Source organism: Achromobacter sp. ACM01 (genome assembly GCF_014851745.1).
Classification (GTDB): Bacteria; Pseudomonadota; Gammaproteobacteria; order Burkholderiales; family Burkholderiaceae_B; genus Achromobacter; species Achromobacter aegrifaciens.
In genome coordinates, this window is sequence record NZ_JACVAF010000001.1 from 1,537,824 (window position 1) to 1,550,946 (window position 13,123).

Here is a 13,123-nt window from a genome sequence, read left to right on the forward strand (position 1 = left end):
GTTGCTGACGTTGGGTTGTGCTTCGTAGGTCGCCCGTCGTCGCGGGCGGCGTGCGTATTGGTCTGTTGCGCTGCGGGAGCTGTGGTCGGGGGCGAGTCGTGGGCTGCCCGTGTTGTTCGGCCGCGCGGGCGGCCGAACAACACATACATGATTCCGGCCAGGGGCGGGCTCCAGACTACGCCTTACGCGAAATTCACCACCACGCGCCGGTTGGTGCGGCTCTTTTTCTCGATCTTCGTAACGATCACCGCGCCGATCTCGCCGGTGTTGGCCACGTGCGTGCCACCACAGGGCTGGCGATCCACGCCCGGGATTTCGACGATGCGTATGCTGGCGGTGCCGGCCGGGGGCGCAGCGCCCACGGTACGCACCAGGTCGGGTTCGGCGGCCAGTTCCTCGGGCGTGATGCAGTTGATGCTGACGCCGGTGCGGGCCTGGATCAAGGCGTTCAGGCGTTCGGTCAGGTCGGCCTTGTCCAGCGTGGATTCGGGCAGGTCGAAGTCGACGCGCGCGGAGTCGGGTGAAATGCTGCAGCCGGTCACGGGGGCGGGCACCAGCGCGCCCAGCAGATGCAGACAGGTGTGCAGGCGCATGAGGCGGTGGCGCCGCGGCCAGTCGATGGTCACCGAGACGCGGTCGCCCACTTGCGGTGCGATGCCGCCTTCCAGCACGTGCAGGATGCGCTTGCGGTCTTCGGCGTAGACGGTGTCGGCAAGCGTCAGCGCGCGGCCGTCGGCCAGCGTCAAAGTGCCGCTGTCTCCCGCCTGGCCGCCGCTGCGCGCGTAGCAGACAGTCTCGTCCAGTTCGACGCCCTCGGGGCTGACCGCGATCACGGTGGCCTCGCATCGGTCCAGGTAAGGGTCTTCGTCGAATCGCTTGCGGGTGGCATTCATGTAAAGGGTCTCCGGATGTTCTGGTTTTTTTTGCAAGGCGGGGCGGACGATCAGGCCAGGATCTTCAGGCCACCGGCCGTTTCGATCTGTGCGCTCAGGCGGGGCGGGCCGTCGACCTGTTCCACCTGGATCAGGTGGTCCGCGCCCAGCCAGGCCAGCCCTTGGCGCAGCAGCCCGGCCTGCGGATGGCTGCCGGACAGTTGCTTGAGTGTGAGGTGCTGGCGCGGCAGGCTGACGCCGGGGTAGTCGGCCACGTCCCACTGGATCAGCGTGGGCAGCAGACCGTCGCCGGCCGCATGGCCCGCTTCGCGCCAGGCGGGCAGGCTGCCGTCGTCGGGCACCGTCAGCCGCCAGCGCAACTGCCCGCGTTCCATGGGAATGGCGGGCGGGATGCGTGCGGGATGCTCCGCCTGCATACGCGTCAGATCCAGCGGCGCTTCGACCCGCGCCGCCCAATGCGCCAGGTAGGGACCCTGGGCGATGCGGGCGCGGACGGCGTCCTGATCCAGCCCGAACCAACGTGGCCGCGCAGGCGCCGGGGCCTGAGGATCGATGGCGATGACTTCGAGGTAGATGCCGCCGGCCATGCCCAGCACCCGGTTGTGGGTGCCCATGCGCGGATGCGCGCCGCCGCCCGAGGGGGCGATGCCGAGCAGTGCTGCGACGTATTCGGTGCCGCTGTCCAGGTCCGCGGCGGCGATGACGAGGTGATCGATGACGAGTTTCATGGTCCGGCTATGGTAGCGAATCCGCGCGGATCCGTACCCGTACAGCGCGACGGGGGCGGGCGGTACAGTGTCAGACGCCCAGGTCCCGGCGCTTCAGCACCCGGTCTATCAGGCCCCATTCCAGCGCTTCCTCCGCGCTCATGTAGCAGTCGCGGTCCAGTGTGCGCTCTACGTCTTCGTAGCTGCGTCCGCAGTGCTGGGCGTAGACGCGCGTGACGCGGTCCTTGGTCCTGCGCATTTCCTCGGCGTGGATGAGCACGTCCGAGGCCTGGCCCTGGAAGCCGCCTAAAGGCTGATGCACGTGCACGCTGGCATTGGCCAGCGCGCATCGTTCGCCGGGTTCGCCCGCCATGAGCAGGAACGAGCCCATGGAGCGCGCCGTGCCCATGCACAGCGTGTGCACCGGCGCAGTGATGAACTGCATGGTGTCGTACATGGCCAGGCCGCTGGTGATGACGCCGCCAGGGGAGTTGATGTAGAGATGGATGGGCTTGGTGGGGTTCTCGGATTCCAGGAACAGCAGCTGGGCGCAGACCAGCGCCGACACCGAGTCGTTGACTTCGCCGTTCAGGAAGATGATGCGGTCGCGCAGCAGTCGCGAATAGATGTCGAAGGACCGCTCGCCGCGGCCGGACTGCTCGACCACCATGGGTACGTATTGCATCACGTCCTGCATGGACGAATCTCCTGGGTTGCGATTGCCTTGCGCTTGGGCCGGGTTCAGGCGGCGCGCATGAGGAAGGGGCCGGCGTCGTTGGCGGCCGGGCGCCCGCGGCGTTCGAACCGCGCGTCGTCCAGCGCGTGGATGATGCGCAGGAGCGTGCGGCCGTCGGCCACGGGCCGGATCTGGAAGGTCACCAGGCTTTCGAGGAAAGGCGGCTCCTCGTCGCGCATGCGGTATTGGATTTCTTCGGCAGGCGTCGCGTCCGCGGGTTCGGCGCTGGCCAGCGCCCGTCCAGGCAGCCATTGCTCGCGGAATTCGGGGATGCTGATGGCGCGCCAGACTTTTTCGGGCGGCGCGTCGAGTTCGTATTCGAGCACGATGTCCTGGGGCGGGTCTTGCGGCGCGGTCGGCTTCATTGGTCCATGTCCTTGAGCAGGGCGTTCAGGGCTTCGATGCGGGCCGGCCAGTAGGCGCGGTACTTCGCCAGCCATCCGGCGATGAGCGCAAGCCCGTCGGGGTCGACTTCATAGTTCACGAAACGGCCTTGTTTTTCCTCGCGCACCAGGCGGGCCTTGCGCAGCACCGCAAGGTGCTGCGACATGGCTGGCTGGCTGATCTCCATGCCGACGCGCAGGGCGCTGGCGTTCATGCCGCCGGCGGCGAGCTTTTCGAAGATGGCACGGCGGGTCGGATCGGCCAGGGCCTTGAAAATGTCGGTTTCGAGCATGACAATACATTAGTCAATACTTATGTGTTGGTCAAGCGGAAAGCACCCTGTGCGCGTCCGAGAGCCATTTGCGATCGCGGCTGGCACAATGGCGCCGGACCTGCAGTCGGGAGCGACGCCGTGGCTTTTCTTCTATTCCCCGTCTTGTTCGCGGCCAGCCTGCTGATCAGCCTGGCGGCCGGCGCCGTGCATGGCCGGCGTCTTGGTTGGAAGGCCCCGGCTACGCGGCGGTGGCTGTTCGTGGCGGGATGCCTTGTGCTTTCGTATCTGGTCGGCCTGGCGCTGGTCATTCATGACCCGTACTTTGACGACAACGGGGTGCCTGAATTCATTCCGTGGCGTTTCCGCTGGACCTGGGCCTGGCTCTACGCCGGCTTGCTGCAGTTCGCCGTGGTTCCGAGCGGCTTGGCCCTGCGGTTCCTGGCCAGGCGTAAGACGGCAAGCGCCGCGCAATAAAAAACCCGCCGTGATTGCGGCGGGTTTGTCTTCAAGCGGAAACGGATCAGGCGGCTTCGCCTTCCTCGCCTTCCTTCTTGACCGGCTTGACCAGGTCTTCGCGCTTGACGCCCAGCCACATGGCCAGGGCCGCGGCCACGAACACCGACGAGTAGATGCCGAACCAGATGCCGATGGTCAGGGCCATGGCGAAGTAGTGCAGGGTGGGGCCGCCGAAGAACAGCATGGCCAGCACCATCATCTGCGTGGAACCGTGGGTGATGATGGTCCGGGAGATGGTCTGCGTGATGGCGCTGTTGATGACTTCATGCACGTCCGCCTTGCGGTACTTGCGGAAGTTCTCGCGGATCCGGTCCATGATGACCACGGATTCGTTCACGGAGTAGCCCAGCACCGCCAGCACGCCCGCCAGCACCGACAGCGAAAATTCCCACTGGAAGAAGGCGAAGAAGCCCAGGATGATCACCACGTCGTGCAGGTTGGCGATCACGCCGGCGACGGCGAACTTCCATTCGAAGCGGAAGCCCAGGTAGACCATGATGCCGATGACCACGACCAGCAGGGCCATCAGGCCGTTGTGCAGCAGCTCCTGGCCCACCTGCGGGCCCACGAACTCGACGCGGCGCAGTTCGACGCCGGAGTCGGCGGTCTTCAGCGCGGCCATGACGGTTTCGCTCTGCGTGGCCGAGGTCTGGCCTTCCTGCAACGGCAGGCGGATCATGACGTCGTGCGAGGTGCCGAAGTTCTGCACCTGGAAGTCGGTGTAGCCCAGCTTGGAGACCACGCCACGCACGTTTTCAAGCTGCGCCGTCTGGGCGTAGTTGACTTCCATGACCGTGCCGCCGGTGAATTCGATCGACAGGTGGAAGCCGCGCGTGACGATGAAGAAAACAGCCGCCAGGAATGTGACGAGGCTGATGATGTTCAGCACCAGCGCGTGGCGCATGAACGGGATGGTGCGGTGAATACGGAAAAATTCCATTTTTCGCCTTAGGCTTTATCTGTGGCGGGCGGCCGGGCCGCCCGCGCTCATGTTCAGTTGGTCTTCGGTTTCCAGACTTCACCGATGGAGATCGACGTGAGCTTCTTCTTGCGGCCGTACCAGAGGTTGGCCAGCGCGCGCACACCCACCACCGACGAGAACATCGAGGTCAGGATGCCCAGCACGTGCACCACGGCGAAGCCCCGGATCGGGCCGGAACCGAAGGCCAGCAGCGCCAGGCCCACGATCAGCGTGGTGAGGTTCGAGTCGAGAATGGTGCCCCAGGCGCGTTCGAAGCCGTGATGGATGGCTTGCTGCGGACTTGCGCCTGCGCGCAGTTCCTCGCGTATCCGCTCGTTGATCAGCACGTTCGAGTCGATGGCCATGCCCAGCGTCAGCGCGATTGCCGCGATGCCCGGCAGGGTCAGCGTGGCCTGCAGCATGGATAGCAGCGCCAGCAGCAGCAGCACGTTCATGGTCAGGCCGATCGTGGAGAACACGCCGAACAGGTGGTAGTACAGGATGATGAAGGCGGCGATGGCCAGGAAGCCGTACAGCGTCGAGTAGAAGCCCTTGGCGATGTTGTCCGCGCCCAGGCTCGGGCCGATGGTGCGTTCCTCGATGATGGACATGGGCGCAGCCAGGGCGCCGGCGCGCAGCAGCAGCGCGGTGTCGGCGGCCTCTTCGGAGCTCATGCTGCCCGAGATCTGCACCTGGCCGCCGGCGATTTCGCCGCGGATGACCGGGGCCGTGACCACTTCGCCCTTGCCGTTTTCGAACAGCAGGATGGCCATGCGCTTGCCGATGTTGTCGCGGGTGACGTCGCGGAAAATGCGGGCGCCCTTGGAGTCCAGGGTCAGGTGGACGGCGGCCTGCTGGGTCTGCGAGTCGCGGCCGGGCTGAGCGTCCTGCAGGTTTTCACCGGTCAGGATGACCTGGCGGCGGACCAGGATGGGACGGCCGTCGCGGTCGTTGTAGCGTTCAAGGCCGAAAGGCACGCTGCCGCCTAGCAACGCGGCCTGCGCGGCGGGGGAGTCGTCGACCATGCGGATTTCCAGCGTGGCGGTGCGGCCCAGCAGTTCCTTGGCCTTGGCCACGTCCTGCACGCCGGGCAGCTGTACCACGATGCGGTCGGCGCCTTGCTGCTGGATGACCGGTTCGGCCACGCCCAGTTCGTTGATCCGGTTGTGCAGCGTGTTGATGTTCTGCTTGAGCGCGGAATCCTGCACGCGGGTGACGGCGGCCGGGTTCAGCGCAGCCATCAGCAGCGGCTTGCCGTTTTCCATGCGCTCGGTGAATTCCAGGTCGGGCAGGCGGCTGCGCAGCGTGGAAATGGCGCGGTCGCGGTCGTCCGTATTGGCGAAGGTGGCGGCAATGGCCATGCCCGAGCGTTCGACGCCGGCCACGTTGACCTTCTGGTCGCGCAGCACGGAGCGCACGTCGGCAGCCAGGGAGTCGTAGCGGGCGGTCAGGGCGCCCTGCATGTCCACTTGCAGCAGGAAGTGCACGCCGCCGCGCAGGTCCAGGCCCAGGTACATCGGCTTGGGCGCGAACCAGCCCAGCGCGCGCATCCATGCGGGCGAAGCGGGCAGCAGGTTCAGCGCGACCGTGTAGTGGGGGTCGCCGGCGACGGTGTTGAGGGATTTGTCGATCAGGTCGCGCGCCTGCAGCTGCAGGTCGGTCGACGTGAAGCGGGCGCGCACGGTGCCGAGCGTGCCGTTCTGTTCGTAATAGACCCCTTCATTGGGGATCTTGGCGTCGGTCAGGATCTGTTCGACCCGGCTCAGCATGGCGGGATCGACCTTGATCGTGGCCTTGGCGCTGGAAACCTGGACGGCCGGGGATTCGCCGTAGAAGTTGGGAAGCGTGTACAGCAGGCCGATGATGACCGCGACCAGGACCGTAATGTACTTCCAAAGGGGATAGCGGTTCATTGCCGGCTACTTCATGTAAAAGTGATGAAAGGGCCGCCCGGGCGGCAAGCGCGGCGGGCGGCGACAGGGCCATCAAGCAACAGGAGCCCGATGGGGGCTCCTGTGGGACGCTTACAGGGCCTTGATGGTTCCCTTGGGCAGCACGGTCGAGACCGAGGACTTCTGCATGATCACTTCGACCGGCTTGTCGGCCAGTTCGGAGACTTCGACGGTGACGTAGCTGTCGTTGACCTTGGTGACCTTGCCGAGCATGCCGCCGGCGGTGACCACTTCGTCGCCCTTGGCCAGGGCGGCGATCAGGTTGCGGTGTTCCTTCTGGCGCTTCATCTGGGGACGGATCATCAGGAAGTAGAGGATCACGAACATCAGGATGATGGGCAGCATGCCCATCAGCGCGTTACCCTCGGGGGCGGCGGCCTGAGCCACGACGAGGCTGGCGGTATCGATAACGGACATTGAATTCTCCTGCGTTTAGTCTGTTTGGGTGTTTGTATCTAGTGTTTTTCTGCGCCCATCCCCGCGCGAGCCATGGATAGGGCAAGCCGACTATTGTATATAGGTCCTGAAATTCTAATCCACCCCCCGCGCCCGGTCTGCCGCGAACTGCGCGCGCCAGGCGTCGAAGCGGCCTTCGGCGATGGCTTCGCGCATTTCCTTCATGATGGTCAGATAGAAATGCAGGTTGTGCAGGGTGTTCAGGCGCGCGCCGGTGATTTCGTTGGCGCGCTGCAGGTGGTGCAGGTAGGCCCGCGAGAAATTCGCGCAGGTATGGCAGCTGCAGCTGGGGTCCAGCGGTCGGGTGTCGTCGCGGTACTTGGCGTTGCGGATCTTGACGTCGCCAAAGCGCGTGAACAGCCAGCCATTGCGGGCGTTGCGGGTCGGCATGACGCAGTCGAACATGTCGACGCCGCGGCTCACGCCTTCGACCAGGTCTTCCGGCGTGCCTACGCCCATCAGGTAGCGCGGCGCCTGGGCCGGCAGCTTGGGCGTGACATGCGCCAGGATGCGCATCATGTCTTCCTTGGGCTCGCCGACCGACAGGCCGCCGATGGCGTACCCGTGGAAGCCGATCTCCTGCAGTCCGGCCAGGGATTCGTCGCGCAGGGCTTCGTACATGCCGCCCTGGACGATGCCGAACAGGGCGTTGGGGTTCTGCAGGCGGTCGAACTCCTCGCGTGAGCGGCGCGCCCAGCGCAGCGACATGCGCATGGAGCGGGCGGCCTCTTCGACGGTGGCGGGGCGGCCGTCGATTTCATAGGGCGTGCACTCGTCGAACACCATGACGATGTCGGAATTCAGCGAGCGCTGGATGCGCATGGATTCTTCCGGCGTCAGGAACAGCCGCGCGCCGTCGATCGGGGACGCGAACTTGACGCCTTCCTCGGTGATCTTGCGCATGCCTTGCAGGCTGAACACCTGGAATCCGCCGGAATCGGTCAGGATGGGCTTGTCCCACTGCATGAAGCCATGCAGGCCGCCATGCTTTTCCATGATTTCCGTGCCCGGGCGCAGCCACAGGTGGAAGGTGTTGCCCAGCACGATCTGCGAGCCGATCTCTTTCAGTTCGTGCGGCATCATGGCCTTGACGCTGCCATAGGTGCCCACAGGCATGAAGATGGGCGTCTCGACCACGCCGTGGTTCAGCGTGATGCGGCCGCGGCGGGCGCCGCCGTCGGTGGCGAGCAGTTCGAAATTCAGTCCGGTCATGGGGCGGGGGACTCGATAAACATGGCGTCGCCATAGCTGAAGAAGCGGTAGCGCTCGGCAACGGCGTGGGCGTAGGCGCGGCGTATCGGTTCTACGCCGGCCAGCGCCGACACCAGCATCAGCAGGGTCGACTGGGGCAGGTGGAAGTTGGTGACCAGGGCGTCGATGACGCGGTACCGGTAACCGGGGGTGATGAAGAGGCGGGTATCGCCCTGGGCGGCGGCCAGCGGCAGGCCGGGGGCGGTGCGCCCTTCGGTCTGGGCGGCGGCGGATTCAAGGGCTCGTACGCTGGTGGTGCCGACGGCGATGACCCGGCCGCCGCGGCTGCGGGCGGCGGCGATCGCGTCGACCGTGGCTTGCGGCACGGTGAACCATTCGGCGTGCATGACGTGGTCGGCCAGGTTGTCCACGCGCACCGGCTGGAAGGTGCCCGCGCCCACGTGCAGCGTGACGAAGGCGCGTTCCACGCCCATCGCGGCCAGGCGGTCCAGCGTGGGTTGGTCGAAATGCAGGCCGGCGGTGGGCGCGGCCACGGCGCCGGGCTCGCGGGCGTAGACCGTTTGGTAGCGCTCGTCGTCGCCGGTGTCGGCTTCGTGCGTGATGTAGGGCGGCAGCGGAGTGGCGCCGTGCGCGTCCAGCAGGTCCAGCACGGGGCCTGGGAAGCGGATGTCGAAGAGTTCGCCTTCGCGGCCCAGCACGGTGGCTTCGAAGGCGTCGGCCAGGCGCAGCACCATGCCCGGACCGGGCGACTTGCTGGCGCGCACATGGGCCAGGACGCGGTCGGGTTCGGTGATGCGTTCGACCAGCACCTCGATCTTGCCGCCAGTGATCTTGTGGCCGTTCAGCCGCGCCTTGATGACGCGGGTGTCGTTGAAGATAAGCAGGTCTTGCGGACGCAGCAGCGAGGCCAGGTCGGCGAACTGCCGGTCGTGCAGCTGGCCCGCGCCGTCCAGGTGCAGCAGGCGGCTGCCGGTGCGTTCGGCGGCGGGCGCCTGGGCGATGAGCTCGGGCGGCAGTTCGTAATTGAAATCGGCGACGGTGAGGGGCTGGGACACGCGGCTATCCGTCCGGCAAGGGCGGCAAAAAGAGGGCGGAAACGGGCCAGGCAGGCCCGGGGCAACCCTGTATTGTAAAGCGCCCGCAAGATCGGGCTGCCGGTCCTGGGGACGGGTGGGCCTCCCGGCTGGGTTCAGCGCGCCGGGCTCCAGCCCAGCCGGCGCGAGCAATCCGCGGCCGCCGCCGTCAGCGCCCGCACCGGTTCGCCGTCGGCCGACAGGTCGAATCCCCCGTGCAGTCCCAGGCTGGTGATGGCGCCGGCCAGATGACCCTGGGCATCCAGCACCGGCACCGAGGCCGAATTGATGCCGTGCAGCAGGTGACCGCTGACGCTGGCGTAGCCGCGCTTGCGGGTCGCCTGCCACTGGCGGCGCAGCGCGGCGGCGAGATCGGCGGGCGGTTCAGTCGCATCCAGCTTGCGGGCGGCCTCGGGATCATGCGCCTGCAGCGCCTCCCATTCGGACAGCGCCCGCGGCAGGGCCAGGGCTTCGGGCAGCCACGCGGCGAAGACCCGGCCGGTGGCGCTGTTGAGCAGCGGCAGCACCGAGCCCACCCGCACGTTGACGGTCACCGGCAGCCGCGCGTCGCGCCATTGCACGATGGTGGGACCGTGCTGGCCCCAGACCGAGATGAACACGGTCTGGCCGATGGCGGCGCTCAGGCCGTCCAGGCTGCCGGCCGCCAGCTTCACGAAATCCACTTCGGCCAGCGCCGCCAGTCCGGTGTGCAGCGCCTGCGGGCCCAGCCGGTAGCGGGCGCTGGCCGCGTCCTGCTCCACATAGCCGCGCCGCTCCAGCGACACCAGGTAACGGTGCACCTTGGCGCGCGGCATGTCCAGGCTGCGGCCGAGCTCGGACACGGACAGGGCGCCGCCCAATTCGGCCAGCCGCGTCAGCACGTCCAGGGCGATTTCGGCTGATTGGATCCCCGTGCTGCTATCTGTTGACATGAGTTTGTCTCTTATTAGAATACGTGTATCACTAAAAAATACAGCGCTTGCCAGTCACTGGCAACGTGGAGACCAGCAAGAACGCAGCCGCGCCGCGCTGCGAGGCCGTTCGGACAAACCCGCAGCGGGCCACCGAGGCGCCCGCCAGCCGGGTTCCCCGCCGTATAAACAGAGTTCCACGCCGTAGCGGATCGGCGCAAAGCATAAGACATCCGCGTATCCAAGGAGACTCCGCATGACCCCTCGTCGTACCCTCATGGCCGCCGCGCTGGCCGCCCTGCTGGCAGCGGGCGCCGCGCCCGCGCTGGCCCAGGTGAAAATCGGCGCCACCCTGTCCACCACCGGTCCCCAGGCCTCGCTGGGCATCCCCGAACGCAACACGATCAGCCTGCTGCCCACCGAGATCGGGGGCGTCAAGGTCGAGTACGTGGTGCTGGACGACGCTTCCGACACCACTCGCGCCGTCAGCAATTCCCACAAGCTGATCTCGGAGAACAAGGTGGACCTGATCGTCGGGTCCACCACCACGCCCAACACCATGGCCATGCTGGACACCGTGGCCAGCGGCGCCACGCCGGTGATTACGCTGGCCTCGTCGGCGCGGCTGATCGAGCCCATGGACGACAAGCGCCGCTGGGTGTTCAAGACTCCGCACTCCGATTCGCTGATGGCCGAGGGCATCGCGCGGCATGCGGCGGCCAACGGCGTGAAGAAGCTGGCCTTCATCGGTTTCAACAACGCGCTGGGCGAAACCTTCTGGGTGGAAATCGAGAAGGCGGCCAAGAAGCATGGCATCGAGGTGGTGGGCAAGGAAGCCTTCGCGCCCACCGACACGTCCGCCGTGGCCCAGACCCTGAAGGTGATCGGCGCGGCGCCTGACGCCGTGGTGGTCGGCGCTTCCGGCACGCCCGCCGCGATGCCGGCGCGGGCGCTGCGCGAACGCGGCTACAAGGGCAAGATCTATTTCAACCACGGCGTGGCCAACAACGACTTCCTGCGGGTCTGCGGCGATGCCTGCGAGGGCGCCTGGGTGCCGGTGGGACCGGTGATGGTGGCCGACCTGCTGCCGGATACCAACCCCGTCAAGTCCACCGCCCAGGCCTTCGCCAAGAAGTATGAAGCGGCAAACGGGGCGGGCAGCGTGTCCCTGTTCGCCGCCTATACCTGGGACGTCGGCCTCTTGCTGCAGCAGGCCATCCCGGTGGCACTGAAGACCGCGAAGCCCGGCACGCCCGAATTCAGGGCGGCGCTGCGCGATGCGCTGGAGAACGTCAAGAACCTGCCCACTGCGACCGGCGTGGTCAACATGAGTCCCACCGACCACAACGGGCTGGATGAGCGGGCGCTGGTGATGGCGACCGTGGCTTCCGGCAAGTGGAGGCTGCAGAAATAAGGAGGAAGGCCCCGGCGTTGCGCATGCAATATGTATCTGCCGCGTCCTCAAGAGGCCTTTTTGCTTGTTCGGGGCTGGCGGTGGGAGGGCCTCCCACGCCGCAATTCGTCCAGGTTTTGTATGCTCTCGGTTTTGCAGGACGAGCAACCGGGTGGGCGTGGCATGACGGGACAAGCGTATAAGCGTATGGGCGGGCTGAAGCGATGGCTGGCCGGCGGGCTGCTGGCCGCGGTGGCGGGCGCGGCCTGGGCGCAGGTGCCCGGCCTGCCGCCCAACGTGGTGAACGCCTGGAAAGCCAGCAAGCTGCCCGACAGTTCCCTGTCCCTGGTGGTGCAGGAGGTGGGCGGGCCGCGCCTGGTGGCGCTGAACGCCAAGGAGTCGCGCAATCCCGCCTCGGTGATGAAGCTGGTCACGACCTGGGCCGCGTTGTCCGAGCTGGGGCCCAACTACGTCTGGCGCACCGAATTCATGACGGCGCCGGGCGCGCGTCCCGACGCCAAGGGTGTGCTGAGCGGCCCGCTGTACCTGCGGGCTGGCGGCGATCCGCAATTCCTGCTGCAGGACCTGTGGGTGCTGCTGCGCGAACTGCGCCTGCGCGGCGTCAAGCAGATCAATGACCTGGTCATCGACCGCAGCATCTTCGGCCAGGTCGCGACCGACCCGGGCGCCTTCGACGGCGCCCCGGACCGGGCCTACAACGCCAGTCCGGACGCCCTGATGGTGGGTTTTGGCGCGATGCGGCTGCTCTTCACGCCGGACCCCGCCGCCAATAAATGGGTGCCACTGATCGATCCGCCGCTGCCGGGCCTGAAGATCGAGGGCCGCGTCGAATGGAGCGATGCCCGTTGCCCGGGCCCCCCGGTGGTGACGACCGAGCCGGTGATCACCCAGCAGGGCGTGACCATCCGCGTGAACGGCAAGGTGGCCGGCTCCTGCGGCGAATTCAGCCTGTATCGCCTGGCGCTGTCCCAGCCCGAGTACGCCACCGAAGTGTTCCGCATGCTCTGGAAGGAGCTGGGCGGCACTTTCAAGGGCCAGGTCCGTTCCGGCATGGTGCCGCCCGACGCGGTGGTGCTGGCCTCGCATGATTCGCCCACGCTGGCCGAGGCGATCCGCCAGATCAACAAGCGCAGCAACAACGTCATGGCGCGCACCTTGCTGCTGACCTTGGGCGCCGAGCGCGGCCGCCGGCCCGCCACGGTCTCCAGCAGCGAAGCCGTGGCCAAGGGGCTGCTGGCCAGGCAGGGCCTGGACATGCCCGAGCTGGTCATCGACAACGGCGCCGGCCTGTCGCGCGACGCGCGGGTGTCGGCCGACAGCCTGGCGTCGATGCTGACCGTGGCCTGGAACTCGCCGGTCATGCCCGAGTACATTTCATCCTTTGCGATCGCGGGAGTGGACGGCACGGTACGTCGCCGCCTCAAGGGCGACGGCACGGCGGGCATGGCCCACCTGAAGACAGGCTCGCTGCGCGACGTGCGTTCCATCGCGGGCTACGTGCTGGGCGCCAGCGGCAAGCGCTATGTGGTGGTCAGCATCGTCAACCATGAACAGGCGGGCGCCGTGCGGGCCTTCGACGACGCCCTGATCGCCTGGCTCACTGAACAATAAACATGCCTCCGCCTCGCCGGCGA

At 66.8% G+C, this 13,123-nt stretch carries 14 protein-coding genes; 3 read left to right on the forward strand and 11 right to left on the reverse strand.

Translation table 11 applies throughout. From position 1 onward, the window contains the following. Positions 1-182: 182 nt before the first annotated feature. The 5 genes from IB268_RS07150 to IB268_RS07170 form a co-directional block, all read right to left on the reverse strand. Positions 183-893, reverse strand: a complete 711-nt coding sequence (locus IB268_RS07150; RefSeq protein ID WP_175163586.1) for an alanyl-tRNA editing protein — start codon at positions 891-893, stop codon at positions 183-185. Between the two features lie 50 nt (positions 894-943). After that, the gene (locus IB268_RS07155) at positions 944-1,621 is read right to left on the reverse strand and encodes a VOC family protein (RefSeq protein ID WP_054451560.1); all 678 of its coding nucleotides are present in this window, start codon (positions 1,619-1,621) and stop codon (positions 944-946) included. Between the two features lie 70 nt (positions 1,622-1,691). Then, on the reverse strand, positions 1,692-2,297 hold the full coding sequence (locus IB268_RS07160; RefSeq protein ID WP_054451559.1) for an ATP-dependent Clp protease proteolytic subunit: 606 nt from the start codon (positions 2,295-2,297) through the stop codon (positions 1,692-1,694). A 44-nt stretch (positions 2,298-2,341) separates the two neighbouring features. After that, entirely contained in the window at positions 2,342-2,701 is a 360-nt protein-coding gene (locus IB268_RS07165) for an SRPBCC domain-containing protein (RefSeq protein ID WP_054451558.1), read from the reverse strand. Next, complete coding sequence (locus IB268_RS07170) at positions 2,698-3,012, reverse strand: helix-turn-helix transcriptional regulator (RefSeq protein ID WP_054451557.1); 315 nt, start codon at positions 3,010-3,012, stop codon at positions 2,698-2,700. The genes IB268_RS07165 and IB268_RS07170 overlap by 4 nt, the downstream gene beginning before the upstream one ends. A 120-nt stretch (positions 3,013-3,132) precedes the next feature. On the opposite strand from IB268_RS07170, the gene IB268_RS07175 reads away from it, so the two are divergent. Beyond that, entirely contained in the window at positions 3,133-3,468 is a 336-nt protein-coding gene (locus IB268_RS07175) for a hypothetical protein (protein WP_175181897.1), read from the forward strand. A gap of 46 nt (positions 3,469-3,514) precedes the next feature. On the opposite strand, the gene secF is transcribed toward IB268_RS07175, so the two are convergent. From secF to IB268_RS07205, 6 genes are all read right to left on the reverse strand, one after another. Continuing rightward, entirely contained in the window at positions 3,515-4,450 is a 936-nt protein-coding gene (gene secF, locus IB268_RS07180) for a protein translocase subunit SecF (protein WP_054451555.1), read from the reverse strand. A 53-nt stretch (positions 4,451-4,503) separates the two neighbouring features. Beyond that, complete coding sequence (gene secD / locus IB268_RS07185; RefSeq protein ID WP_054451554.1) at positions 4,504-6,384, reverse strand: protein translocase subunit SecD; 1,881 nt, start codon at positions 6,382-6,384, stop codon at positions 4,504-4,506. A gap of 111 nt (positions 6,385-6,495) precedes the next feature. Then, a complete protein-coding gene (gene yajC, locus IB268_RS07190; protein ID WP_054451553.1) occupies positions 6,496-6,840 on the reverse strand; it encodes a preprotein translocase subunit YajC in 345 nt (114 codons plus the stop codon). A gap of 114 nt (positions 6,841-6,954) precedes the next feature. Beyond that, positions 6,955-8,091 (reverse strand): tRNA guanosine(34) transglycosylase Tgt, encoded by a 1,137-nt coding sequence (gene tgt, locus IB268_RS07195; RefSeq protein ID WP_054451552.1) that lies wholly within the window; start codon positions 8,089-8,091, stop codon positions 6,955-6,957. Beyond that, positions 8,088-9,146 (reverse strand): tRNA preQ1(34) S-adenosylmethionine ribosyltransferase-isomerase QueA, encoded by a 1,059-nt coding sequence (gene queA, locus IB268_RS07200; RefSeq protein WP_054451551.1) that lies wholly within the window; start codon positions 9,144-9,146, stop codon positions 8,088-8,090. Before queA ends, tgt begins: the two co-directional genes overlap by 4 nt. Positions 9,147-9,280: 134 nt before the next feature. Next, on the reverse strand, positions 9,281-10,096 hold the full coding sequence (locus IB268_RS07205) for an IclR family transcriptional regulator (protein WP_054451550.1): 816 nt from the start codon (positions 10,094-10,096) through the stop codon (positions 9,281-9,283). A 235-nt stretch (positions 10,097-10,331) separates the two neighbouring features. Between IB268_RS07205 and IB268_RS07210 the strand changes: the two genes are divergently transcribed. Further along, positions 10,332-11,489, forward strand: coding sequence for an ABC transporter substrate-binding protein (locus IB268_RS07210; RefSeq protein WP_054451549.1), 1,158 nt, complete (start codon positions 10,332-10,334; stop codon positions 11,487-11,489). Between the two features lie 186 nt (positions 11,490-11,675). Then, entirely contained in the window at positions 11,676-13,100 is a 1,425-nt protein-coding gene (gene dacB / locus IB268_RS07215) for a D-alanyl-D-alanine carboxypeptidase/D-alanyl-D-alanine-endopeptidase (RefSeq protein ID WP_370127277.1), read from the forward strand. Positions 13,101-13,123: the final 23 nt, after the last annotated feature.